Genomic DNA, 24,468 nt, shown 5'->3' on the forward strand with positions numbered 1-24,468 from the left:
ATCGCAACAGTACAATGTGGCCATGACTGTGTGGGACCGACCGGAGCAGCCGACTCGCCCCGTGCCCCTCGACCGGGAGCGGATCGTCGCCGCCGCCGTCGCGCTGGCCGACGAGGGCGGGCTCGAGGCGGTGTCACTGCGCAAGGTCGCCGCCCGGCTGAACGCCGGCCCGATGCGGCTGTACGGATACATCTCCACCAAGGAGGAGCTCTTCGACCTCATGGTGGACGAGGTCCAGGCCGAAATCCTCCCCGAGGAGCAGTCCGATGACTGGCGGGAGGCACTGAGCGCCCTCGCCCACCGCACCAGGCGGACCGCCCTCCGCCACGAATGGCTCGCCGACCTGCTCGGCCGCCGCCCCAGCCTGGGTCCGAACGGCCTCGCCGTGACCGAGGCCACGCTCGCCCCCCTCGAGGGCCTCGCCGACATCGACACCGTCATGCGCGCCGTGGAGACCGTCAGCGCCTACTTCACCGGCGCGATCAGACGCGAGATCACGAATCTGCGGGCCGAGCGTGCCACGGGCCTGTCCAAGCACGACTGGCAGCGCGCCTCCGGCCCGCACGTGACGAGAATGTTGGCCACGGGCCGCTTCCCGGCACTGGCCAAGGCCGTGCACGACGGCACGGACGTGGACGCCGAGACGTCCTTCGCGACCGGCCTTGAGTGGGTCCTCGACGCCGTGGCCGTCAGACTCACCCGAGCCGGCGACCGCGACCACGACGACTCCGGCGAGCCGGCCGCATAATGCATCCGGGTGGCTGATGGCCGAGCCGTCACACCCCCGGGACGGCGCCGCCCCCGGTGTGCGCGGCCTACCGGGATCTCACTTCAGCCGTCTTCGCCGACCGATCCATGGGTGGTCGTCCTCCACCACCACGTCGTGCACGGTGACCACTGCCGGATGGTCCACACGCGCCGCAGCCCGGGCTTCCCGCAGGATCCGCGCGGTCAAGGGGCCGGCGGCCGGCGTGAGCACCTGTTTGACGGCGACCTCTCGGTCCATGCGAGTGTCCCGACCCGCCCAGACCGTGCCCCTGGCGCCGGCGCCCAACCGCCCGATCAGCCGGTAACGCCCGCCGATCAGCCGCTGCCCGGTCGCCGCCGAGCTCTCCGGTTCTTCCCCCGTCGTCATAGCGGAATCATCCTTCAGCCCGGCCCTCTCACGGCGTCTGCCGAAGATCGGCGATGTGCGGGTGAGGTGGTCCCGCGCTCTGCCGTCGGTGCCGTCCACGGTGACCGTGGTCAAGGACAGTGCGGGCCGCGCAAGAACCGGGACAGGGCCAGGGTTAGCGTGGCGCGGGCGCACGCCCGTGTTGCGGACGCGCGCCGGGAGTTCCACCACCGGCTCTCCACGAAGCTGATCCACGACAGCCAAGCGGTCGCTGTGGAGGACCTGGCGGTGAAAGGACTCGCGCGTACGCGCCTGGCCAAGTCCGTGCACGACGCCGGATGGTCGGCGTTCGTGGCCATGCTGGAATACAAGGCCGCCCGGTACGGCAAGGGCGAGCAACGACTCATCCTCAATCGCTCTCGGCATCGACGGCCGTATCCACCTGCTCTTGGCCATCGGACCCGAAGTCGCACGGGACACGGTGACCCGGTTCTACGATCACGCGGCCAAGACTCACAAGCCGTCGGACTGAGTCTGTGTTGTGTCAGGCGTTGAGCCTCACTGATTGCATGGCTGTCAGCCGGTGGACGTAACGTGCCGTCACCACGGCAGTAGGGATGACGAAAAGACGGAGGAGTAGAGGTATCCAACCGAATTCCTTGAGGTCGGCCGTGCCGTCGTCGCCGCCACGGAAGAAGTCCACGCCGAAGCTCAGCCAGTACAGCGGCCAGGTGACGAAGGTGATCAGCCAGAAAACCCACCAGGTACGCAGTGGGCCGGCCGAGGCCATCCCCGCCTGCCCCGGTGTGCTGGAGGCGTGCCAGATGTCGTCGGCGATCTGCTTGGGCAGATACAGGTTGCGAACCGGGATGAACCAGGCGCGGATCGCCATGGACGGTTCGTACCGCAGACGCCCGGGAGCGAAGCTCTCCGCGATGTCGCGCACCTTGGCGAACCACAGCAGCCAGCATCCGACCAGGCCTATCCCGGCAGCCAACTGAGAGATGGCCCAGAGGGCCATGACCTCGTCTTCGTCGTGGGTGAAGTAGTAGTAGCGGGATTCGTTCAGCAGGTAGGTCATGTGGCTGACGATTCCGGCTGAGACCAACGCGAACAGACCGAGCGCGGCATACACGGCGACGGCGTAGTGTTTCGCGCTCCGAACGCCATGAGGTTCCTCGTTGCGTTCGTCAGCGAGCAGACGCTGTGGTTGCTCGTGCGTGCGGCCGCCCCGTGCAGCCGCCCCCTCGCTCCTCAGCCCTGCGGGAACGGTCGGCGCCTCCGAATCCGCCGCGTCAGGCCGTGGCATCCCGGACCGCGCGACGATGTCGACGCGGGTGCCCGGGTCCTCGTGCTCGAGCAGTTGCGCCGCGTCCTGCCCCAGCCTGGCCAGGATCTCCGCCGGCAGCCACGGTCCGAGACGCTGGTGCAGCGTCTCTTCCCGGGCCCGCAGTTCGGGCAGGGTCGGGCGGGCGGCCGGATCCTTGGCGAGGCAGTCCCGGACCAGTCCGAGCAGCGGCTCCGGTACGCCTGTAAGGTCCGGTTCTTCATGCACGACCCGGTACATGAGGGCGTGCACCTGCCCCTCGCTCGCTTCGAACGGCATGCGCCCGCAGGCCGCGAAGACCAGCACAGCGCCGAGGGAGAAGACGTCGGCGGCCTCGGTGAGGCGCTCGCCGCGGACCTGCTCCGGCGCCATGAAACCGGGCGTCCCCACCACCATCCCGGTCGACGTCATCCCACCATGAGTGGCCGCGTCCAGCGCACGGACGATACCGAAGTCGATCACTCGGGGACCGTCGATGGTGATCATGATGTTCGACGGTTTCAGATCCCGGTGCACTAGCCCGGCGGCGTGGATGTCGCCCAACGCCCGGCACAGCCCGAACGCCAGGCTCCGCAAAGACTGTTCCGGAAGCGGACCGTGCTGGGCCACCACCTCTGCCAGCGTCGGGCCGGGCACGTACGCCGTAGCGACCCAGGGCCGCTCCGCGTCGGGGTCGGCGTCCAGCACAGCGGCCGTCCACTCCCCGCCCACCCGCCGGGCCATGGCAACTTCGTTCGCGAACCGGCGCCGGAAGTCCGGCACCTCCGCCAGCTCCGCCTTGATCGACTTCACCGCCGCCATCCGGCCCCTCGGCGATCGAGCGAGGTACACCACGCCCATCCCGCCCTCGCCGAGCCGACCGAGCAGCCGGTAGTCCGCGATCCGGTGCGGATCATGATCTCGCAGCGCCAGCACAGCAGCCCAGCCCCCTCCACCACAGGCGCGCACGGTGCGCGATCAGCCGATCAGGCTAGTGGATAAGACCCGAAGGGGAGGCAAGTCACCTCACACCGAGTCGCCCGGCCTCAGATACCGGTAGCCGCTGTCGGTCTCCTCGGTGAGCCAGCCGTTGACGCTGCTGAGGCCACGATCGTTGATCTGGGCGTCATGGATGGCGAACGCCCGCTGAGGTCGGATCGTGTTGACGAAGTCGATCGCCTCCGTCGTCTTCATCCACGACCCGTGGACCGGGACCAGGAGCGTCTCGACCGGCTGATCGGGCACGTGCAGCGAATCCCCGGGGTGGTAGACCGCCTCGTCGAGGACGTAGCCGAGGTTCGCACAGTCCGGTTGGCCCGCGTGGATGAACGCATGACGACCGCCGACCGCCCCTACCCGGAACCCGCCGGCCGTGAACTCCGTCCCGGAGGACACCCCGATCACCTCCACCTGTGGGATGTCCGCTTCGGCGGGTGCGTAGACCGGCACGCCGAGCCCGGCCAGGCGAAGGACGTCGATGTGATCGGCGTGTTCGTGAGTCACGAGCACGGCGTCCGCCCCGGCCAGGGCAGCCGGCTCGCTCCACGTCCCGGGATCGATGACCAGCACGCGCCCCTCGTGCTCGAGCCGTACACAGGCGTGGGTGTACTTCGTGATCCGCATGGCGCACCAACGTACCCGCCCACGGACTCTTCGAAGGCCGGGGATTCGACACAATGCCGAGGTGGGATATGAGGTCATAGGCACGGCTTGCGAAGGACGGGAGGACGATGGATCTCATCTCTCATGAATACGCGGATCTCCGGCCATTACGCACCCGGCGCATCATCCATGCCACCTACAGCGAGCCGCCCGACCGCGTCGACGAGGTCGCGTTGGCGGCGTTACGCACGGGAACAGCCGCGTCCGGCACGGTGGTCGACGTCGGGTGCGGAACAGGGGCACTGCTGCGCCGCTGCGCCGAATCCGGCCATGCCGGGCGGCTCATAGGGGTGGACACCTCGATCGCCTCCGTTCGTGCCACCGGGGGCAAAGGAGTGACGGCGCTGCAGGGCGACGCATGCGCCCTGCCCCTCCGGACGCGGTCCGTGGACTGCTTGATGGAACGTCACATGCTGTACCACGTGACCGACGTGGAGCGAGCCCTGCGGGAGGCCCGCCGAGTACTGCAGCCCGACGGTACGTTGGTGGTGGTGCTCAATATGCGAGGCACCACTCCCCGCCTGGCCCGGATGCTTCGCGCGTGCGCCGGCCGGGTCGGCCCACCCCTGCCCCGCCAGGCGCTCGTCGACGCCGAGGCCATCAAACCGCTGCTTGCGGCACAGTTCCCACGGGTGACGGAAACCCCCTACAGCGGGCACTTGGTCTTCCGGCACCCCGCCCCGCTGGCGGCACTGGCGGAGTCCCTGCTGGGCTTCTACGGCCTGCTTCGGGGCACGGAAGGGCACCGGCGGGCGGCCGCCCTGTTACGGACGGAGGCCAGGACGTGGTTCGAGGCGAACGAGGGCCCGTGGAGGGACGTCAAGGGGTGGACGGTATTCGCGGCGACAGCCGGGTGAGGGTGAGGACCGGGACATCGTCGGGAGTCCGCTGGTGACCGGTGCGGCAGGAGGGCGTCGAGCCGCCCGCGTCACCGTGCTGGTCGTCGCGTGGTCGGCGGCCGCCGCCATCGCCGCGGTACTCGGCGCCCTCAACTCCCCTCCGCCCTGGGCGATCGGAGTGGGCGCGGCCGTGGGAGCGGTGGGCTCCGTCCTCAGCGTCCGCGTGAATACGCTGCTCGAACATGACCCCGCCCTGTCCCCAGCAGGGTCGGCCAGGCCGACCGTCCACCAACTTCCCCCGGTGGTCGCCCACTTCACCGGGAGGGAGGTTCTGCTGCGCGAGGTGCGGGAACTCGCCATGGGTAGGGCGTCCTTCCCCTGGCTGGGGTCGAGGCGGCCCGGGCGCGGGGAGGCCTCCAGACCCCGCATCCTGACACTCTGGGGCCGTGGAGGGGTAGGAAAGACGGCACTGGCCATCCGGCTCGGTCATGACGTCGCGCCCGGCTTTCCCGACGGACAGATCTACGTCGATCTGCGGGGCGCCCCCGGTTCCCTGCCCCGGTCCCCGACGGACGTGTTGGAGATGCTGCTGCGCGACCTCGGCGCGGACGCCGCCTCGATTCCCGACAACCTCGATGACCGGGCACGGACGTTCCGCACCCGCACCTCGGGCCTGCGGCTCCTGATCATCCTCGACAACGCACAGAGCGAAGAGCACGTGCGGTACCTCCTCCCGGGCACCTCCACCGCGTTGACCATCGTGACGAGCCGATCACCGCTTCCCGGCCTCGACGGGAGCGTGCCGGTGGAGGTCGGCATCCTGGAACACGACCAGGCCGTCGCGCTCCTGGGAAAGCTGGCCGGTGCCGGCCGGGTGGCCGCCGAAGCGGAAGCGGCCACCGACATAGTGCGCTCTTGCGGTCTGCTGCCACTCGCCGTGCGGATCGCGGGAGCTCGACTGGCGGCACGCCCCGGCTGGTCGCTGGCCCGGTTCGCGCAGCGACTTGCTGACCAGCAGCGGCGGCTGGGCGAGCTGGAGACCGGCGGACTCGATGTCCGGGCAAGCATCAGTCTCGGGGTCAACGCCCAGTCGCCCGCCGTCCGGCGCGCGTTCCAGTTGCTCGCCCTGTGCGACGCTCCTTCCTTCTCCACCCGTCCGTTGCAGGCGGCACTCGACATCCCGGCTCAGGAAGCCGAGCAGGTGATGGAGCAACTGGTCGAAGCGCAACTCCTGGAGTTCATGAATCACGACCCCTTTGGTGAGCCGCGCTATCGCTACCACGATCTGGTACGGGACTACGCGGCCGAGCGCCTGGCCATCGAGGTGGCTGAGGAAGACCGCCGAGCGGCACTGTCCCGCATCGTGAGTCTCTGCCTTCACCAGGCAGGCCAGGCCGAGCAGTTGCTGGCGCCCGGGGCGTACCGCCCGCCGATGCGTACCCCGCCGTGGACGCCCCCGAGCGTCATCGGCGTGGACCTGGCCCCGGTGGACGCACTGGCACGATTCGCCACCGAGTACGAGTTCCAGGTGTGTGCCGTCCGGGCGGCGCTCGCCGCGGGCATGTCCGCCCCCGCTGCCGAACTGGCTGGCAGACTCGTCGCGTATCAGGATGCTCACGCCCTGTGGAGCGACTGGGAGCGTCTGCAGCAGTCGGTTCTCGAGGCCTGCCGCCGGGACGGGGACGAGATCGGCGAGGCCGTCACCCTTGCCGACCTCGGGCTTCTGCACAGGCTCCAGGGGCGACTGGAGCAAGCGGAGTCCGAGGGCCACCACGCCCTGGACCTCTTCGCCCGTGCCGGAGAACACGCGGCCACGGCAAGCTGCCTCGCCAATCTCGGATGGCTGTACCGCGTGCGAGGCGAACACGAGCGGGCCCGGGCTCATCTTCGCCGGGCCCTCGCTGTCGCCGAGGAACACGGGGTGGCGCGCACGCGTGGCTGGTCACTGCAGATGCTCGCGGACCTGGAAATCGATGGCGGGAATCCGCAAGCCGCCCTGCATCTGCTGGATCAGTCCCGGCAGGTCTTCGAGGAGACCGGCGACCGGCGGGGCCTGGGCTGGACGTTCCGCATCATGGGTGATGCCCACCGCAAGCAGGGGGACGATGGTTGCGCGCTGCGCCGGTACGAGGAGTCCTCCACCATCATGGAGGAGTTCGGCGACCGCCGGGGCGCAGCGCGCAACCTGGGTGCCATCGGGGCGCTGCACCAGCGGATGGGCCGCCCGCAGCAGGCGCTGACCTGCTACGCGGAGAGTCTGGAGGTGTTCCGCGATCTGGGGGACCGGCAGTGGCAGGCGCGCACCCTGGAAGCGCTCATAGAACTGCACGAGGAGACCGGCCAGGCGGAGCTGGCCGAGTCCCGGAGAACGGAACTCACCGGGCTGATGAGCAGCCTCACTCGCGTCTCCCAGGGTCCCCTGCCCTCACGACGGCTGTGAACCGCGTCCGGCGTACGCGGCACCGGCGGAAGTGCCCGCGGTTTCACACCGCGCTGATCAGGGGACGGGCACCCTTCAACAGTGGTCGCGCGCCGTCCGAGGTCTCCATCGCCTTGCCGTCCTGACCCCGGCCGGCGATTCTGGGCTGGTGCCAGGACAGAGGAAACGCGGAGCTGCGCGCGCAGCTGGGCCGCCTTCGGGAGGCCCGAGTCCACGCGTCGATGCTCCAGATCGACACGCTGTGCGGCCGCCTGGCGCTGCCGACCACCTACCGGCTGAGCCGGTTCGTGGCGGACCCGGCGTGCGACTCCGATCACAGTCACTCCGATCGTTGATCTCGCGGCAAGTCGAGATGAGCCGACGGGTAGCGAGAGGGCCCGCCGTCGTCGCGGGCCCAGTCGGGATCGAGCAGCCGGTCAGGCGGGCGTGGGGCGGGCCCGGTCAGGGGTGGGTTCGAGACGGACGACGAGGCCCTTCGACGTGGGCTGGTTGCTGATGTCGGCGACGCTGTCCAGCGGCACCAACACGTTCGTCTCCGGGTAGTAGGCGGCGGCCGAGCCCTTGGCGGCCGGGTAGGCCACGATCTCGAAGTTCTCCGCCCGGCGCTCGGTGCCGTCCGACCAGACGCTCACCACGTCGACGTGATCGCCCTGGACGAGGCCGAGTTCGGTCAGGTCGGCCGGGTTGACGAGTACGACGTGGCGGCTGCCGTGGATGCCGCGGTAGCGGTCGTTGTTGGTGTAGGGGACGGTGTTCCACTGGTCGTGCGAGCGCAGTGTCTGCAGCAGCAGGTGCCCTTCGGGTGCTCGGGGGACCACCCGCTCGTTGCAGGTGAACAGGGCCTTGCCGACCTTGTTGTTGAAGACGCCCTCGTTGACGGGGTTGGGCAGTTGGAAGCCCCCGGGGCGGGTCACCCGTGCGTTGAAGTCGTGGAAACCGGGCACGACGCGGGAGATGCGGTCGCGGATGGTGCCGTAGTCCCCCTCGAACTCGTACCAGGGGATGTCCGCCTTGCCGTCCAGGGTGCGGCGGGCGAGCCGACACAGGATGGCGACTTCGCTGAGCAGCAGCGGGGAGGCCGGTTCGAGGCGCCCCTGTGAGGTGTGCACCTCGCTCATGGAATTCTCCACGGTGACGAACTGCTCGCCGTCGGCCTGCACGTCACGCTCGGTGCGCCCCAGGGTCGGCAGGATCAGCGCGGTGTCGCCGCAGACGGTGTGCGAGCGGTTGAGCTTGGTGGAGATGTGGGCGGTCAGCCGGCACGAGCGCATCGCCTCCTCGGTGGCCTCGCTGTCGGGAGCGGCACGGACGAAGTTGCCGGCCAGGGCGAGGAAGACCTTGACGCCGCCCTCGCGCATCGCCTTGATCGCGTTCACCGAGTCCAGGCCGTGCGGGCGTGGCGGGTCGAAGCCGAACTCCTCCTGCAGGGCGTCGAGGAAGGTGTCCGGCATCTGCTCCCAGATGCCCATGGTGCGGTCGCCCTGGACGTTGCTGTGACCGCGCACCGGGCAGGCGCCGGTACCGGCGCGGCCCAGGTTGCCGCGCAGCATCAGGAAGTTGACGATCTCCCGGATGGTGGGCACGCCGTGCTTGTGCTGGGTGATGCCCATCGCCCAGCAGACGATGACGCGGTCGCTCCGCAGCACCTCGTCGCGGACCTTCTCGATCTCCTCGCGGGTCAGCCCGGTCGCCGTGCGCACGTCGTCCCAGTCGACGGTGCGGGCGTGCCGGACGAATTCCTCGAAGCCGGTGGTGTGGGCGTCGATGAAGTCGTGGTCCAGGACGGTGCCGGGCCGGGCGTCCTCGGCCTCCAGCAGCAGGCGGTTGAGGGCCTGGAACAGGGCGAGGTCGCCGCCGGGCTTGATGTGAAGGAAGCGGTCGGCGATCTGGGTGCCGCGGCCGACGATCCCGCTCGGTTTCTGCGGGTTCTTGAAGCGCCGCAGTCCGGCCTCCGGCAGCGGGTTGACCGCCACGATCCGGGCGCCGTTGCGCTTGGCCTCCTCCAGGGCGGTGAGCTGGCGCGGGTGGTTGGTGCCGGGGTTCTGCCCGACCAGGAAGATCAGGTCGGCGTGGTGGAGGTCGTCGAGGCTGACGGTGCCCTTGCCGGTGCCCAGCGTCTCGCTCAGGGCGAAGCCGCTGGACTCGTGGCACATGTTGCTGCAGTCGGGCAGGTTGTTGGTGCCGTAGGCGCGGGCGAAGAGCTGCAGGACGAAGGCGGCCTCGTTGCTGGCGCGGCCGGAGGTGTAGAAGACGGCCTCGTCTGGGGAGGCCAGTGCCTGGAGTTCCTGTGCGAGGGCGTTCAGGGCGTCGTTCCAGCTGATGGGCTCGTAATGCTCGCGGCCGGGCCGCTTGATCATCGGTTCGGTGAGCCGCCCCTGCTGGTTGAGCCACATGTCGGAGCGGGCGGCGAGGTCGGCGACGCTGTGCTCACGGAAGAAGTCGGCGGTGATCCGGCGCGTGGTGGCCTCGTCGTTGATGTGCTTGGCGCCGTTCTCGCAGTACTCGTTGCGATGGCGCCGGCCCGGGGCCGGGTCCGCCCACGCGCAGCCCGGGCAGTCGATTCCGCCCACCTGGTTCATGGTCAGCAGGTCCACCCCGGTATTGCGCGGGGAGGTCTGCTCGAGGGAGTACTCCAGGGCGTGCACGACCGCGGGGACTCCGGCCGCCCACTTTTTCGGTGGTGTCACGGAGAGGGTGGTCTCCGGCTCCTCGCCGGGCGGGTTCTGCATCGGTTCGCCTTTCTCTTGCCGTGTGTGGCACGCCGGTCAGCCGACGGGCCACTGGGCCACGCGGCTCCTGGGCGGTTCCGGGTGCTCGTGCTGCACTCGGCCGTTGCGGATGGTGCCGCGCCAGGCCCCGCCCTCCTGCCCCAGTCCCTCGATGAACCGCTTGAAGTTCATGAGTTCCCCGCGTACCAGCCGGGCGGTCAGCCGGGTGGCCCTGGACGAGCGGGTGAGGATCCTCGCGGCTCCCCGCGGTTCCAGGAGCATCCGGACGGTGATCGCGGTGCCACCGGACCCTGTCGGCCTGAACTCGACCTCGCCCTGGTGGGAGGGTTTCTGCTCGAGACCGCGCCAGGCCAGGTAGGCGTCGGGGTCCTGTTCCACCGTCTCGACCGCGAACCGGTGCCGCAGGGGCCCGTAGCCGATGGTCCAGACGGTCACGGCGGGCCTGACCTGCTCGACGGCGTGCACCACGGTCGAGAAACGCGGGAAGGTCTTGAACTGCGTCCACTGGTTGTACGCCGTCCGTACCGGCACCGCGACCTCGACCGTCTCCTCGACGTGCCGCACCCGCAGCGGTCGGCGCCGCGCGCCGCCGGCTCCGTCGGTGTGCATCCCCGGGGTGTCCGGCGCGGCCTCCTGGGCGTCGTCTTCCTGCGCCATCGCGGTCTCTCCTCCGATAGGGGAGCCGGGCGGGCACCCGGCCGTCCCTTGTGCGTCAGGGCTTCTCATCCAGTTCCCCACATCGCGCGGTTCGAGTCACCTTGGTCGCACCCGGTCGTGGAGCGTCTCGGAGCGGGCGTGCTGTGCGCGCGTCGAAGGAGTGCGCGGCTGGTGCTCGGCAGGAGTGAGTGCGGCGAGTGGGCCCGTTGCATCGGCATCGGCATCATGCACCGGCGCCGGAGTCGGCAGGCCGGTTCCGACGCGTCCCCGCGCCCGTGCCCGTCGTCCTGCGGCAGGGAAGGCACCAGGTCAGAATGGAGGGAGGCGAGATCGGGCTGAAGTGATCGGTTACCTCGAGTGAGGGGCAGCCCATGGAACGAGCCGCCATCAACGTCGTCGGCCTCAGCAAGCGCTTCGGGTCGCTGGTGGCCCTGGACCGGGTGACCTTCGAGGTCCGGCCCGGGGAGGTCTTCGGACTGCTGGGCCCCAACGGCGCGGGCAAGACCACCGTGATCCGGATCCTGACGACCATCCTGCACCCGAGCGCCGGGCGCGCCGAGGTGCTTGGGCATGACGTGGTGCGGGAGGCCTCCGCTGTTCGGCGGCTGATCGGGCTGGCCGGTCAGTACGCGGCCGTGGATCCCAACCTGACCGGGCGGGAGAATCTGCGGCTGATAGGCCGGCTGAGCCAGTCGGCCCGGGCCCGGATCCGTCCCCGGGCGAGTGCCCTCCTGGACCGTTTCGACCTGGCGGCGGCCGCTGACCGCCCTGTGCGGACCTATTCGGGCGGTATGCGGCGTCGTCTCGACGTCGCCGCCGCGCTGGTCGCGCAACCGCCCATCCTCTTCCTGGACGAGCCGACCACCGGTCTGGACCCGCAGAGCCGCAACCCCCTGTGGGAGCTGATCCGCGAGCTGGTGAGGGAAGGGACCACGGTCCTGCTGACCACCCAGTACCTGGAGGAGGCGGACCAGCTGGCCGAGCGGGTCGTCGTCGTGGACGAGGGACGGGTCATCGCCGACGACACGCCCGCGGCCCTCAAAGCCCACCTGGGCAACACCGTCATCGAACTGGACATGGGCGACCAACAGCATGCGGCGAGGGCGGCCAAGACCATCGACGGGCGACTCGGACTCGCGGAAGCGACGGAGATCGAGGGGTCGCGGCTCAGACTGCCCTGCCGCGACGCCTTCGAGCTGCTGCGCGACATCCTGAACCTGCTGGAGGCCGACGGGCTCGTCCCGCGGACCGTCGCGGTGCGCGAGTCGAGCCTTGACGACGTGTTCCTCGCCCTGACCGGCCACCGGACATGGACGGGCTCCGGCACCGAGCCGGCCACCGCGGGAGGGTCGGAGTGACCACGACCGCGACGGGGCACCCCTGTCAGCAGGGCGGCTCGGCAGCTGGATCGCCGCCACGGTCCGAGACGGTTTGGCAGTCGCCTGGCGCAACCTCATCGGGCTGCGCCGGGTGCCGCGGCTGCTGGTCTTCTCCACCATCCAGCCGCTCGTCTTCGTGCTGATGTTCCGCTACGTCTTCGGCGGTGTCGTCGGTCCGTCGCTGCCGCCCGGCGTCTCCTACGTCGACTTCCTGATTCCCGGGATCTTCGTGCAGACAGCCGTCTTCGGATCGATGAACACGGCCATTGGGCTGGCCACCGACATGCAGACCGGTCTGATGGAGCGCTTCCGCTCGCTGCCGATGGCGCGCTCGGCCGTGCTGGTCGGCCGGACCACGGCCGACCTGGCACGCAACGTCTTCGTGGTGACGCTGATGACCGGTGTCGGTTTCGCCCTCGGGTTTCGGATTCACGCCGGTGTCCCGGCGTTCCTGGGCGGGGTCCTGCTGGTACTGGCCTTCGGCTTCGCGATGTCGTGGATCTTCGCGGTGGTGGGCATGGCGGTCGGCGACCCGGAGACCGCCCAGGCCGCCGCCTTCCCGGTGCTCGCACCGCTGGTCTTTGCCTCCTCGGCGTTCGTCCCTACGGACACCATGCCGGGCTGGCTCCAAGCGTTCGCGAACCACCAACCGGTCTCGCAGACCGCCGAGGCGGTGCGGGTCCTGGTGCTGGGCGGCCCGGCCACCGGCGACGTCTGGCAGGCGCTCTTCTGGGACGCCGGGATCGTGGCGGTCTTCGCGCCGCTGGGTGTGTGGCTCTACCGCCGGGTCGTCTAAGACCATGTCCTCCTGGTATCGGCCGCTGGTGAGGAGCGTCGCCGTCCCGGGCCACAGTGATGTGAGCGGTGCGTTCCCGGCAGGTGCGCACCGCTCACCTCACCTCACCTCACCTGCGCGACCCCGGCCGTACCCCTGCCCGCCTGCGGACCACGAGCGCGACGAACAAGAGCCCGGCGCCCACCAGCAGCGGCACTGACCAGCCCCCGACAACGCCGGACGGGTCCTCGGAGGACTGCGCGGCGTTCCGTCCCTTGTCGCTTCCGCTCCCGGAGCTGCCCTCTTCGTTGATCGAGTTGTCGCCGCCCATCCACGTCCGGGAGCCGTCCGCAGCGGGGCGGGCCACCTGAGTGGACCGCGCGGTGTCCTGCCGCATGCCCGCCCAGCGGCCGCGGAAGGCATCGGACGAGGCCACCTTCTGCAGCTGGAGCCGGGAGAGGTCGACGCCGCCGTAGATATAGGTCTGCGTGTAGACGTAGTTGCCCTTGCGGCTGCGCTCGGTGACCTTGAACTCGCCATGCTTGTACGAGCGTACGTAGGCGTCGAAGGTGTCGCGCGGCTTCCACCGGGTCCGCGTCTCCCAACGGCTCACATCACCTCGGTCGATGAGATCGCCGTACGTGGACGGGCCCTGGGTGTCGCGCTCGCGGTACCACTCCGCGGCGACCCTGGAGAGGTAGACGCGGCGCAGATCGGCGTACTGCGCTCCGTGGTTCACGGCCCGCTCGATGCCGGGCAGGATCAGGTCCCGGAACGTCTCCTCGTTGCGTTTCTCGGACCCGGGATCACTGCGGTCCTTGCACGAGGCGGCGCCTTCGCTGCCCTGCCCGGAGAGGTGCTGCGACTCCATCCTCACCTTCAGCGGGGCGTCGAGCACATACAGCTGGTCGCCCTGCTCATTGACGCGTGCCTGACCGGGCACGATCCACGTGCGGAACGACATGCACCTGCCGCCGATCCGGTTCCAGAACTTCTTGCCCAGCCGGGTCTTCGGGTGGATCAGGGAGGCCGTCGTCTTCTTCAGCTGGAGGTCGGCCTGAAGCAGGACGCGGCCCACGTCGGTGCGGCCCAGGTCCGCGTCGACGATACGGTCCGGCTCGGTCGGGTTGAGGTTCACCCAGAACGTGGAGCGCGGCATCGACAGCCAGACGAAGAAGGCGTCCGAGCTCAACTTGGCCGCCTTCACCCCGGCCGCCGCATTCTTCTCGTTGGCGGGGCCGCCGGGGCCTGCGCTGAAGGCGTACTGCAGTCCCTGGCCGGAGTCGGACAGGTAGCGCAACTCCAGAGTGGTGAAGTCGATGCCGCCCGGCGCGGAGGCCGGGTCCGCCAGAGCCTTCGCCAGACCGCTGCCGCGCGGCGCGGACGCGTCCTCACGCTCGTCGCAGGGCTGTGAGCGCAGGGAACCGGAGCGGGTGAAGACCGCGGGGTTCGCCGCGGCGACGGAGGAACTGCCGTGCACCGAGGCGTTATTGGCTGAGGTACCGGGGCACGGGGCGCCCGGGACCTTCAGGGTGTCCTTGGTCGCCTCCTGGTACTCCTTCTCGAGCCGCTGCTCCTCTCCGTACTTCTTCCTTGCCTTGGGGATGTCCTTGCTCAGCTGCAGCCGAGTCTCCTCGTTGCGCGGGGAGGCGATCTTCCTGTACTTCGCGTTGATCGCCCTCACCGCCCGTTCCCGGGCCTCGTCCGTGGTGTGCTTCTTCATCGCCACGGCGATCTTCTGGTTGCGCTCGGCGACTTCGGCGTCGGTGAGGTCGTAGTCGTAGGAGTAGAAGCGGCGTGCCCCGCCGTCGACGAGTTCGCGGCACCGTGTGCAGAAGGCCCGTTCCGAGGCCCAGGTGAGCTCGTCGAAGGAGGCGCCCTCGTAGTCCGGGTCGGCGTTCAGGCGTTCCAGGGCGCGCAGGACGAGGGTCTCGGAGTGGCTGCCGGGGTCGGTGGTCTCGTCGGAACTCCGGCGCTTGGGAAAGCTCATACCGCCCACCATCAGCAGGTGGTCGAGGCCCGCGTCGCGCACGCGCTGGTACGCGCCTTCGGGCAGGTAGTCGCGGAACTCGAAGAGGTCGACCTTCCGGTAGACGACGAGCGGCCCGCTGCCCCGGGGCGGGTTGCCGACGACCGCGTCCAGTTGCTCCTCGCTCAAACCGGTCGGGTCGATTAGGGCGAAGGCCACATTGGACCACTCGCTGAACGCCTTGCCCGGCTGCCCCTTCTCCATGGCGAGCCGGATCATCAGAAGCTCTTTCATGAGCTTGTCGTCGTAGTACGGCAGTTTCCCGTTGTCCGGTACGCCGGCCGGCAGAGCAGGAGCCGAGGCGGGTGCGGCGGCGGAAGGCGACGCGAAGGCCGCACTGCCCGCGAGCGGGAGAGTGAGGGCGAAGGCGACGGTGATGGAGCCGACGGTTCTCGTCAGGCGGTGCCGAGTGCGGTGAGTCACGGTGACACATCCCCCGTATGCGCGGTGAGTCGCGATGAAGGTGTCCGTTCCGGTGAAGCGCTCAATGGCTCTTGGCGATACGGAGGGTGACGTGTCGTAAGGGGCCTGCGGTTCCGGCTCGAGGTGGCGCATGGGAGTGGACTCCACCAATGTCCGGAGGATTCCGGCCACAGCTCGACGCCGATGCCTGCCGCAGCCGGCCCGCGCCGGCAAGACGGATCAGACCGAGGCGAGGAACGCGCGCACCCGCTCCAGGAGCAGTCGGGACGCCTCCGGGTCGTACGCGTCGAGCGAGGAGTCGGCGAAGAGATGCTGGTCGCCGGGATACACGAACAGCTCGGCGGCCCCCGTGGAGCCGACGAGCTCGCGCGCGGCCGGCAGGTCCTCGTCGAAGAACTCGTCGCCTTCCTTGCCGTGGATCTGAACAGGCACCCCGACCGGCCACGCCTCCCCGTATTCCGAGACCGGGAGGCAGGAGTCCATGAGCAGTGCCCCGCGGGCCCCGGGCCGGGTCTGCGCGAGCCGCTGGGCGATCGTCACACCGAAGGAGAAACCGGCGTAGACCAGCCCGGGGGCGTGACCGTCGGCCGCGGCGGCGCCGCGTTCCCGGAGCGCGTCAAGACCCTTGTCACGCGCGAAGCCGAATCCTTCCTCGATGCTGGCGAACGTGCGGCCGTCGAACAGATCGGGCGTGTGCACGGTGTGCCCCGCTTGTCGCAGGTCGTCGGCGAAGGCCCGCACGCCGTCGGTCAGACCCTGGATGTGGTGGTAGAGCAGCACTTCGGCCATGTCAGCGGATCCCTCGCCCAATGTTCGGTTCTTTTGGAACGTTCGGCGACGCTAGACTGTTCTGTCGTGGCTGACAACCCCCCGGACTACGAGCTGGCCGAGCGGATGGCGCTGACCGAGCCGGCCCAAGTGCAGGCCATTGGCCACCCGCTCCGCACGACGATCCTGCAGCTCCTCCACGAGCGGGCCGCGACCGTCACCGAGCTCGCGACCGCGGTCGAGCGCCCGAAGAGCACGGTTGCGCACCACGTGGACGTGCTCACCCGCAACGGCCTGCTCCAGGTGGTGCGCACGCGGAGGGTACGAGCGATCGAGGAGCGCTTCTACGGGCGCACCGCGCGCATGTTCACCGTGGCAGTCGAGCCCTCACCCGCCGGCGAAGTGATGCCGGGCGATTTCAACGACTTCGAGGTGGCCGCACGCGAGTCCTCGAAGGCGTTCGAGCAGGGAAAGCTCTGGGGCTTCCTCCGCCATGCGCGCATCTCGGAGGACCAGGCCTCCCAGTTCTGGGACCGGATGGCCGAACTGGTCGAGGAGTTCGACCGGATGCCGAGGTCCGGCGAAACCATGTACGGCTTCGCGCTGGGCGTCTATCCCACCGACCATCCGACCCTGCCGGCAGCGGAGTGACGCCCCTGCGCGCGGGTCCCGTGCACGGGACAGCCTTCCAGCGCCCCAACCGGTCAAGTGGCCCCTGCGGACGCGCATGCTCGGCAGGCCTCAGGGGCTCGGCGCGGTCAGGTACCGCTGGATCGTCGGTGCCAGCCACACCACGATCTCCGACCGCGCCAGCTCCACCGCCGGCGGCATCCGCAGCACGTACCGGGTGAGCGCCAGTCCCAGCAGTTGCGACGCCAGGAGCGCCGCACGTGTCGGGACCTGCTCGGGGTCGGGGCACACCTGCCGGGTGACCGGCAGCAACTGGTCCCGCAGGAGGCCCTGCATGCGCTCCGCCCCTGCCTGGTTCGTCACGCCGACCCGCAGCAGGGCGGTGAGGACCTCGTTGTTCTCCCACATGTCGAGGAAGTGCTCGACGAGGATCCGTCCCGCGTCCTGCCGGGAGTGCGCCCCGCTCAGGTTCGGCAGCCGCAGGTCGATGGCGACGGCCGCGGCGAAGAGGCCCTCCTTGTTGCGGTAGTACCGCATCACCATCGACGGATCGATGTTCGCGTCCCTGGCGATGGCGCGGATGGTGGCTCGCTCGTAGCCGTCGGCCGCGAAGCGCTCGCGGGCCGCCGCGAGGATCGCGCCGCGAGTGGCGTCGGAGCGGCGGGGGCTGCCGGAGCCGGAAACCGTGGAGGTGCTGTCGCCGCTGGTCATGCCAACAAACGTAGGCCAACGGACGTAGGTCAACAAGTGTTCACCCACACTTGTTTGCCAACAGCTGTTGACACGCTCTCGAGGCCTCCCTAACGTTGCCAACGAGCGTTGGTCAACACACGTTGGCCTACGCGCGTTGGCAAAAGGCGTTGGCAAGTAAGCGTTGGCAACAGGAGGCCACCATGAACGGCACCGCCACCCACCGCACCGTGATCGTCGTCGGCTCCGGCCCCACCGGCCTCCTCCTCGCCGGTGACCTCGCCACAACCGGCGTCAGCGTGGCCCTCGTCGAGAAGCGGCCGCGCAAGATCAGCAACCTCTCCCGAGCCTTCGGGGTGCACGCCCGCACCCTTGAGCAGCTCGACGCCCGCGGCCTCGCCGGCGAACTCCTCGCCACCGGCGACACCATCACCGGCCTGCGGCTCTTCCGCCGCCTCTCCCTCGATCTGAGCACGCTGCCCTCGCGCTTCCCGTTCCTGCTCATCACCCCGCAGTACGAGGTCGAGCGGCTCCTGGAGCGGCGGGCCCGGGAGGCCGGGGTCGAGTTCGCGTACGAGAGCGAGGTCGTGGGGCTGCGGCAGGACGACGAGGGGGTCGACCTCGACGTGCGCGGCGCGAACGGGGCGGTCGTCACCCGCCGGGCGGCCTACGTCGTCGGCGCAGACGGTCACCGGAGCGCCGTGCGGGAGGCGATCGGCCTGGACTTCCCCGGTGTCTCCGTCATCAAGTCGCTGATCCTGGCCGACGTCCGGCTGGCCGAGAAGCCCGAGGGCGTCCTCACCGTCAACGGCCGCGGCGACGCCTTCGCGATGATCGCCTCCTTCGGCGACGGCTGGTACCGGGTCATGGGCTGGAACCGCCGCAACGAGGTCTCCGACGACGCCCCGCTCGACCTCGACGAGGTCAAGGAGATCACCCGCCGTGCCCTGGGCACCGACTACGGCATGCACGACGCCCGCTGGCTGTCCCGTTTCCACAGCGACGAGCGCCAGGCACCCCACTACCGGGTCGGGCGGGTCTTCCTCGCCGGGGACGCCGCGCACATCCACTCCCCGGCCGGAGGGCAGGGCATGAACACCGGCCTCCAGGACGCCGCCAACCTGAGCTGGAAGCTCGCCGCGGCCGTCCAGGGCCGGGCGCCCCAAGGGCTCCTCGACAGCTACGAGGCCGAGCGCCACCCGGTCGGCAGGGCGGTGCTGCGCAGCAGCGGCGGACTGGTCCGGCTTGCCCGCGCACGGAATCCGCTGCTGCGTGCCGCCCGCGCCCTCGTCTCCGCGTTCGCCGACATGGCCCCGCCCGTCCGGCGCAAGGCCCTGGGCCAGATCAGCGGGATCGGCTACTCCTACCCCGCTCCCCGCGGCGCCCACCGCCTCACCGGTACCCGCGTCCCCGACGTCGCCCTTGAGGGCGGCCGGCTGTACGAGGCACTGCGCGGCGGCCGCTTCGTGCTGATCACGCCCGGGACGTACGAAGGCCCCGGTGTCCGTGAGGGGTGGCTGTCCGTGAAGCGCTGGGCGGGCGACCGCCGGACGACCGTCCTGGTGCGACCCGACGGATACGTCGCCTGGGCGGCGGAGAGCGCGGAGACGGCGCGGATCGAGGAGGCGGTGGCCCGGTGGTCTCTGGGCTAGGCAGTTCCGTTGTCACCACGTGCCGGAGCCGCAGGGCAACTGGAGAGGCATCCACAACCGGCTCGCTGGCAGCAGGTGCCGGCGCTTGCCTCCTGGGCTGCGAACAGTGCGGCCCGGACCGAATGGCCGGACGGGTGATAACAGGCGGTATGGCACCGGATGGTGCGAGTGCCTCCCCCCAGAACCGGGGCCGAGTGCGGATCCCGGCAAGAGGACGCTCTCGGGCAGGCACGGGCGGCGTTGCCGCCGCCGGTGCCCAGGCGTCATCCCGCTGCCGCGCGCTCCTTGGACGGTGTCCGGCGTGTTGTCGGGGTGTCCAGGTGGACGACCACGGTGGTGTAGAAGCGGTGCACGGCGTCGTCAACGCTGCGGATGAAGCCGGTCTCGGCGTTGCCGCGGCCGCTCCCCATGCTCTTGAGCAGGGACAGGAGGAACCCGGTGATCCTGGCGTTGTCCTTGGGCAGCAGGTCCGCCGGTTCGGGTCGCAACCGCTCCAGCGTCCCGCGCGGACCTCCGCTTTCGCCGTCGACGAGGGTCTCGATGTGCAGGTCCGCCGGTGCCTCGGCCAGGAGCCGGACGAGCCGCTTTGCCCGGCTCAGCGGGTAGCCCTGCTCGGGGGCGGGGACGGCGATGCCGGTGCGCAGTTTGCCCGTGCGCAGGTCGGCGCCGACGGTCAGGACGCCGGGGGTGCCGTCGATGCGCAGCTCCGCCTGAAGCCGCCCGTCGAGGCAGAGCTGATCGGCCAGGCGGGCCCGGCGCTCCTTGGGGTCCGTTCCGCGCTTGGCGCGCTGGACGGGCAGCACCTTCTGTCCGAGTTCGCCGCCCAGCCTGAGGCAGACCTGGCGGATGAGCCGTTCCCAGTTCTCGACCACCTCCAGCGCCCGGGCGTCGCCCTGACAGAGGGTTTCGTCGTCGATGCCGTTGCGGACGGGGACCCAGGCGGGGCCCATGTTCTGGAAGCCGTGGCAGCCGGAGTTCTCGTGCTGCAGGTAGTGCAGCAGTTCCTGCAGGAGCCAGGCGTGCGCGGCGTTGCCCACTCCCTCATGCCTGATCAGCAGCTGTGCCTGGTGGGCGACTTCGGCCCAGGACAGGTGCCAGAGGGCCACCTTGTGCTTCCGCCGCTTGTCGATCTTGACGTCGACGAGCGGGCTGCCCTCCAGCGCGACGTCGTTCGTCAGCGTGATCACGGCCTCGTAGCCGCGGCGCGCGGCGATGTCCATGTACGCCTGCACCTGGTCGGCCTTGAGTACGTTGCCGTTGGTCTTCGTCTCGACCAGCGCGGTCCACAACTTGCCGGCCCGCTCCACGCGAATCACCCCGTCCGGGCGACGCGGAGTGTCACCGTGAGGCAGGGAGACCTCGGTGAACGTCTCCATACGACCCGCCGGAGCCCCGAACCCCGCGGTGAGCCTCCTGCTGAACTCCGGCACCTGCGCCATCACCGACAGCAACACCGAGGTGGCACGCATCTCGCGATCCCGGTCGCTTTTGAGCGCCGACACCGGGAAAAGCCTGGCCTGCCGCCAGGAGTCGTTCTCCGCCAAGGTCTTCTTGACCGTCCTGGGAAGGGTGACCTTCTTCTTGGCGGTGCGAGGACGGGTGGCCGGCTTCCTCGGCTCGCCGGCCTCCGCCTCAGGCCGGCGAGGAGCAGGGACGGCCTCCAGCGGCACCTGCCCGGTCGGCTCCCCGGCCGGCGCGCGATCCGCCGCATCCGCCTGCTCGTCGGCCGCGTCCCCGTCGAGCGCGGCTTCCGCCTCCGTGGCCGCGTCGTCCTCGATGTCGACCCCGAAGTCCGTCGCCAACCCCGCGAGACCGGTCTCGTAGCCCTGCCCGACGGCTCGGAACTTCCATCCCTCACCCCGCCGGTAGAGCTCGCCGAAGATGACCGCCGTCACCGAGCCGGCGTCGTCGACGGCGAACCGCAGGAGGCTCTCGCCGGCCGCGTCGGCCAGCGTGATCCTCACGTCCTCCAGTTCACCGAAACGAGCTTCGCCGTACCTGCTCGCGGCGACGACGATCCGGTCGATCCCGGCCGGCACCGCGGTGAGGTCGAAGCTGATCCGGTCCTCACTGCCGTCCGCCGTCGGCGTCTTCCCCAGAAGCTGCACGCTTCCGTCAGCGGCCACCGGATGGTTGTAGAAGTAGAAGTCGCCGTCGCTGCGCACCTTGCCGTTCGCGTCCAGCAGTAGGACCGACACATCCGCGTCGCCCTCGCCGGTAGGGCTGACCCAGCCCAGACTGACGATCACCGAACCGATGTCGTCGCTCAGGTCCGCCAGGGCTACATTCGAACCCATGATCATTTCCTGCACAAAGCCCCCCAACGGCGCACCCTGGGCATGCGGGAGAACCCGCCCCATCTGTCTCATGCGCGACACAAGATGACGAGTCGCGCGGAGAAGACTGTAATACGCACCGAGCTCGCTCGTGGAGGTTCTGTGAAGCGGATACGTAACAGCGGTGTCCCGGCGGCACGTCACGGCGCAGTCCGGACGGCTCAGGTCTTCCGTTCTCCACCGTGGCCCCGGCGGTCCTCGGGTGCTCGTCGTCTTCCGTCGGCTGGGTCGAGTCCGCTGCTGGAGCGCGTGGGCAAGACGCGCCAGACGTCGACAGAGCGCCGATTCGGGCGCGGCGCGTGCCGTGCCGGCCGGGATCAGCCGACGTTGCCGTTGACGTACTCGTTCAGCGCCTGGCCCGGCCGGAGGATGACCACGGAGTCGTCGAGCTGGAAGGCACCGAACCCGATGACCGTGACGCTCTCGCCCCTCTTGAGGCCCTCGGCGATCACCCCGGGGCGCTCCACCGTGCCGAAGAGCGCGTCGATCACCCGCCCGACCTGATCCGGCGCCAACTCCGCACCTGTCCCTGCCATTTTGCGTGCGGCGGCTTCGGCCAAGGCGTTCTTGTCCATGACTTCCTTTCTGAAGCAGCGAGAAGGCGTCTCCATCAGAGCGCGCTCCGCCGTTTGCTGGGGTGACAGCGGCAACCAAGCGCAGAGCGGCCCCTCGGGTCTGAGAGCACGACGCCGAGGGGAACGGGACGACCGGCGGGTGGTCATGCCCAGTGGCTCGCCTTGCGTCGAGCAATTCGTCGTGCTCCACCAGGGATTCACTTGAATTTCCGCTCACGCCGCCGGTCGAGGGCGGTTATTTCTCGTAGTTCGCAAGCGCCAGGCCGAGGGCGAAGAAGGTGGGAGCCCACTCCCCGACAAAGATTCCCCAGCGGTCGGCGCGCTCCTCACCCTTCTTCTCCACACGCAGGGACGCGCTCCAGGAGACGACGGTCAGGCCGATGGAGATGAATCCTGCAGCGTACGCGTGCTCGGACCGGATCCCTGATTCGTGCAGCTTCTTTACGATCACAGCGGCTCTCGCTTTCGTGGTGGGGGAGCGGGCCAACCATTTACGGCCACTACACCCTCACCACCAGGAGGCCGCCAGTGGACAGGCCCGGTCGGGTCAGTGCCGTGTCCTGTCCCTGGCCCTCGGCTCGGCCGCACGCTCGCTGGTCGGACCCTGGAGCCACGACGAGCAACGGCCAAGAGTTGCGACTGTCCTACGGAGCCGGGCTGATGGCGCCGTTGGTGTCCATGTTGAAGATGCCCTGGGTCTTGCCGTCGACCTTGAGGTGCTTGAGCCAGTGCTTCGAGAGGTTGTGCACGTTCTTGTGCTGCATCTCCCACACCACCGAGTGTCCGGCGCAGTCCAGCTTGACCATCAGCTTGTGGTCGCCCCCGATGGCGTTGTACAGCGCGGGGACCGAGAAGTTGAGTTCCGGGTCTTCGCTGGACGTGTTCGCCTGCCTGTCGTGTTCTCCGTACGCGATGAGCACCGGCACGCTGCCGCCGAGGACGCCACCCTGCGCCGCGGTGGTCCTGTTCCAGCCCCAACGGACGAAGTTCCTGATGCGGTTGAGGCCTTCACCTTCTGGCCCCCACGTGCTGCCGACCGGATCGCTTTGCATGATCGCGTCCCACACCACGTGCTCCATCGCGGGTTCGCGCTGGCCCGCGCAGAGCGCCTCGTTGCCCCACCCGTTCCAGGTTCCCGATTTCGTGCTCACGGACATGGGGAAGCCGGGCCGCGGCAGCGGGTCGGGGGCGTTCGACGTGCCGTCGGGCGGGAAGATCGGCGCCAGCAGGAACAGGCTGGACACCTTCCCGGGGTTCTTGACCGCGTACGGCCCCATCGTGAATGCGGCCGCAGACCAGCCGATGAAGGCGACCTTCTCCACCTTGCGCTCGCGGATGATCCACTCCACGACGGTGTTCAGCTCGTCCCGGTCGCTGTTCGAGTTGGTCAGCTGGAACGGGTAGTTCGGCGGACCTGGCGTGAAACCCGGCGGTCTCGGCTTGAGAAGGTGCTGCTGAGCGGGGTTGACGTTGCGAGGGTCGTCCATCTTCGGCCGAGGCGACAGCCCTGAGCCCTGGAGGTCCATCATGAAGACGTCGTAACCGGCCTTTGCCAGCGCGTCGGCCCAGCTGTACGACTTGTACTCGAGATCGAAGCCCGGGAGCACCGGAATGCTCCGGCCGTGGAGCATCAGCACTGCCGTGCGCTCGTCGGCGTGGCCGGGAGGCGTGCCGTCGCGCTCCCGCACGAAGAGCTGCACCTGTTCCCCCTCGTTCGCGCCGGGGACGGTGGACTTGTGGGGTATGGCATGGTTGTGCACTTCTACGGGCATGGGGATCCCTTCTGCTCGGCCGGAGCGTCGTCGCCCTGCGAGAACCACGCTCAATGCGCGGTACCGTCCGCGCCACAACAGGGAGGCCAGCCGTGTGACGTGCACGTTCGCCAGGCCGGCGGCCTCCTGATGCGGTGGCCGTCCTCGAACAGCGGCAGCGCCGCCCGCCACCCCTATCCGGGTGCGGGACGTCGAGATCCTCGGGCTTCGGCCGGCAGACGGCCGACACCGCGCTGGTCGACGCTGCCCCCGATTCAACGGTTCGCCGACGATCGTGGTGTCGGGTGGCCCGCCCGGGGAGCGTGAGAGGGGTTCTGCCGGCGGAGGCACATGGCGTGGGGAGCGCACGCGAACTGATTATGATCTTGGGCATGTCTGTGCAGAGCTCTGACAAGCCCCTTTCCCGCAAGCAGAGGCTTCAGGAGAAGCAGCGCCGCCAGTTGGCGGTGGTCGACACCGTCGACAAGGCCGAGGCGAAGGTCCGCAAGGCAGAGGTCGAGCTGGCTGGGGCTGTCGCCGAGGCCGTGCAGGTGTTCGGGGACGAGCAGTCGGCGTCCGAAGGGCTCGACATGCCGGTCGCGGCGATCCGCCGTTTCCTCGACATGGTGCGGGACGAACCGGCCGGCGCCGGCGAAGTCGCTGAGGAGGAGGCAGTGGACTCGCCGTAAGCCGACCCGAGCGATCGACCTCCC

The 24,468-nt window shown here is 69.5% G+C and carries 20 protein-coding genes and 1 pseudogene; 9 read left to right on the plus strand and 12 right to left on the minus strand.

The window, feature by feature from the left end:
- Window positions 1-22: 22 nt before the first annotated feature.
- A complete protein-coding gene (locus CNQ36_RS33905) occupies window positions 23-748 on the plus strand; it encodes a TetR/AcrR family transcriptional regulator (protein ID WP_121549531.1) in 726 nt (241 codons plus the stop codon).
- A 78-nt stretch (window positions 749-826) separates the two neighbouring features.
- Here the strand turns inward: CNQ36_RS33905 and CNQ36_RS33910 are convergent, their stop codons facing one another.
- Complete coding sequence (locus tag CNQ36_RS33910; RefSeq protein ID WP_121549532.1) at window positions 827-1,135, minus strand: protein kinase domain-containing protein; 309 nt, start codon at window positions 1,133-1,135, stop codon at window positions 827-829.
- A gap of 34 nt (window positions 1,136-1,169) precedes the next feature.
- Between CNQ36_RS33910 and CNQ36_RS33915 the strand changes: the two are divergent.
- Window positions 1,170-1,669, plus strand: a pseudogene (locus tag CNQ36_RS33915) (transposase); the annotation flags it as partial.
- On the opposite strand, the gene CNQ36_RS33920 reads toward CNQ36_RS33915, so the two are convergent.
- Complete coding sequence (locus tag CNQ36_RS33920) at window positions 1,659-3,356, minus strand: protein kinase domain-containing protein (RefSeq protein WP_121549533.1); 1,698 nt, start codon at window positions 3,354-3,356, stop codon at window positions 1,659-1,661. The pseudogene CNQ36_RS33915 and the gene CNQ36_RS33920 sit on opposite strands and share 11 nt — an antisense overlap.
- A 90-nt stretch (window positions 3,357-3,446) precedes the next feature.
- Window positions 3,447-4,043: an MBL fold metallo-hydrolase gene (locus CNQ36_RS33925; protein ID WP_121549534.1), complete on the minus strand. Its 597-nt coding sequence runs from the start codon at window positions 4,041-4,043 to the stop codon at window positions 3,447-3,449.
- Window positions 4,044-4,150: 107 nt separating this feature from the next.
- Between CNQ36_RS33925 and CNQ36_RS33930 the strand changes: the two genes are divergently transcribed.
- Both CNQ36_RS33930 and CNQ36_RS33935 read left to right on the plus strand, forming a co-directional pair.
- Window positions 4,151-4,939 (plus strand): class I SAM-dependent methyltransferase, encoded by a 789-nt coding sequence (locus CNQ36_RS33930; RefSeq protein ID WP_121549535.1) that lies wholly within the window; start codon window positions 4,151-4,153, stop codon window positions 4,937-4,939.
- Window positions 4,940-4,973: 34 nt separating this feature from the next.
- Window positions 4,974-7,361: an ATP-binding protein gene (locus tag CNQ36_RS33935; RefSeq protein WP_163013472.1), complete on the plus strand. Its 2,388-nt coding sequence runs from the start codon at window positions 4,974-4,976 to the stop codon at window positions 7,359-7,361.
- Window positions 7,362-7,777: 416 nt separating this feature from the next.
- On the opposite strand, the gene CNQ36_RS33945 is transcribed toward CNQ36_RS33935, so the two are convergent.
- Together CNQ36_RS33945 and CNQ36_RS33950 are read right to left on the minus strand one after the other, a co-directional pair.
- The gene (locus CNQ36_RS33945) at window positions 7,778-10,090 is read right to left on the minus strand and encodes an FdhF/YdeP family oxidoreductase (RefSeq protein ID WP_121549538.1); all 2,313 of its coding nucleotides are present in this window, start codon (window positions 10,088-10,090) and stop codon (window positions 7,778-7,780) included.
- 36 nt (window positions 10,091-10,126) lie between these two features.
- On the minus strand, window positions 10,127-10,747 hold the full coding sequence (locus CNQ36_RS33950) for an SRPBCC family protein (RefSeq protein WP_121549539.1): 621 nt from the start codon (window positions 10,745-10,747) through the stop codon (window positions 10,127-10,129).
- A 371-nt stretch (window positions 10,748-11,118) separates the two neighbouring features.
- On the opposite strand from CNQ36_RS33950, the gene CNQ36_RS33955 reads away from it, so the two are divergent.
- On the plus strand, window positions 11,119-12,105 hold the full coding sequence (locus tag CNQ36_RS33955) for an ATP-binding cassette domain-containing protein (protein WP_121549540.1): 987 nt from the start codon (window positions 11,119-11,121) through the stop codon (window positions 12,103-12,105).
- 73 nt (window positions 12,106-12,178) lie between these two features.
- Entirely contained in the window at window positions 12,179-12,922 is a 744-nt protein-coding gene (locus CNQ36_RS33960; RefSeq protein WP_240659544.1) for an ABC transporter permease, read from the plus strand.
- A 109-nt stretch (window positions 12,923-13,031) separates the two neighbouring features.
- Here the strand turns inward: CNQ36_RS33960 and CNQ36_RS33965 are convergent, their stop codons facing one another.
- Both CNQ36_RS33965 and CNQ36_RS33970 read right to left on the minus strand, forming a co-directional pair.
- Window positions 13,032-15,353: a hypothetical protein gene (locus CNQ36_RS33965; protein WP_121549542.1), complete on the minus strand. Its 2,322-nt coding sequence runs from the start codon at window positions 15,351-15,353 to the stop codon at window positions 13,032-13,034.
- A 219-nt stretch (window positions 15,354-15,572) separates the two neighbouring features.
- Window positions 15,573-16,142 (minus strand): dienelactone hydrolase family protein, encoded by a 570-nt coding sequence (locus CNQ36_RS33970; RefSeq protein ID WP_121549543.1) that lies wholly within the window; start codon window positions 16,140-16,142, stop codon window positions 15,573-15,575.
- 66 nt (window positions 16,143-16,208) lie between these two features.
- Between CNQ36_RS33970 and CNQ36_RS33975 the strand changes: the two genes are divergently transcribed.
- Window positions 16,209-16,772, plus strand: a complete 564-nt coding sequence (locus tag CNQ36_RS33975; protein ID WP_254895705.1) for an ArsR/SmtB family transcription factor — start codon at window positions 16,209-16,211, stop codon at window positions 16,770-16,772.
- 90 nt (window positions 16,773-16,862) lie between these two features.
- On the opposite strand, the gene CNQ36_RS33980 is transcribed toward CNQ36_RS33975, so the two are convergent.
- Window positions 16,863-17,462: a TetR/AcrR family transcriptional regulator gene (locus CNQ36_RS33980; RefSeq protein WP_121549544.1), complete on the minus strand. Its 600-nt coding sequence runs from the start codon at window positions 17,460-17,462 to the stop codon at window positions 16,863-16,865.
- 182 nt (window positions 17,463-17,644) lie between these two features.
- On the opposite strand from CNQ36_RS33980, the gene CNQ36_RS33985 reads away from it, so the two are divergent.
- Complete coding sequence (locus CNQ36_RS33985; protein ID WP_121549545.1) at window positions 17,645-19,093, plus strand: FAD-dependent monooxygenase; 1,449 nt, start codon at window positions 17,645-17,647, stop codon at window positions 19,091-19,093.
- Window positions 19,094-19,356: 263 nt separating this feature from the next.
- Here CNQ36_RS33985 and CNQ36_RS33990 read toward each other — a convergent pair whose 3' ends face one another.
- The 4 genes from CNQ36_RS33990 to CNQ36_RS34005 form a co-directional block, all read right to left on the minus strand.
- Complete coding sequence (locus CNQ36_RS33990; RefSeq protein WP_206278598.1) at window positions 19,357-21,396, minus strand: TerD family protein; 2,040 nt, start codon at window positions 21,394-21,396, stop codon at window positions 19,357-19,359.
- Window positions 21,397-21,746: 350 nt separating this feature from the next.
- Complete coding sequence (locus CNQ36_RS33995; RefSeq protein WP_040905192.1) at window positions 21,747-22,004, minus strand: HU family DNA-binding protein; 258 nt, start codon at window positions 22,002-22,004, stop codon at window positions 21,747-21,749.
- A 235-nt stretch (window positions 22,005-22,239) separates the two neighbouring features.
- Window positions 22,240-22,455, minus strand: coding sequence for a hypothetical protein (locus CNQ36_RS34000; protein ID WP_121549547.1), 216 nt, complete (start codon window positions 22,453-22,455; stop codon window positions 22,240-22,242).
- Between the two features lie 193 nt (window positions 22,456-22,648).
- Window positions 22,649-23,692, minus strand: a complete 1,044-nt coding sequence (locus CNQ36_RS34005) for an alpha/beta fold hydrolase (RefSeq protein ID WP_121549671.1) — start codon at window positions 23,690-23,692, stop codon at window positions 22,649-22,651.
- Between the two features lie 455 nt (window positions 23,693-24,147).
- On the opposite strand from CNQ36_RS34005, the gene CNQ36_RS34010 reads away from it, so the two are divergent.
- On the plus strand, window positions 24,148-24,444 hold the full coding sequence (locus CNQ36_RS34010) for a hypothetical protein (RefSeq protein WP_240659546.1): 297 nt from the start codon (window positions 24,148-24,150) through the stop codon (window positions 24,442-24,444).
- Window positions 24,445-24,468 lie beyond the last annotated feature (24 nt).

Origin of the sequence: Streptomyces fungicidicus, from assembly GCF_003665435.1 — a bacterium.
In the GTDB taxonomy this organism is placed as follows: domain Bacteria; phylum Actinomycetota; class Actinomycetes; order Streptomycetales; family Streptomycetaceae; genus Streptomyces; species Streptomyces fungicidicus.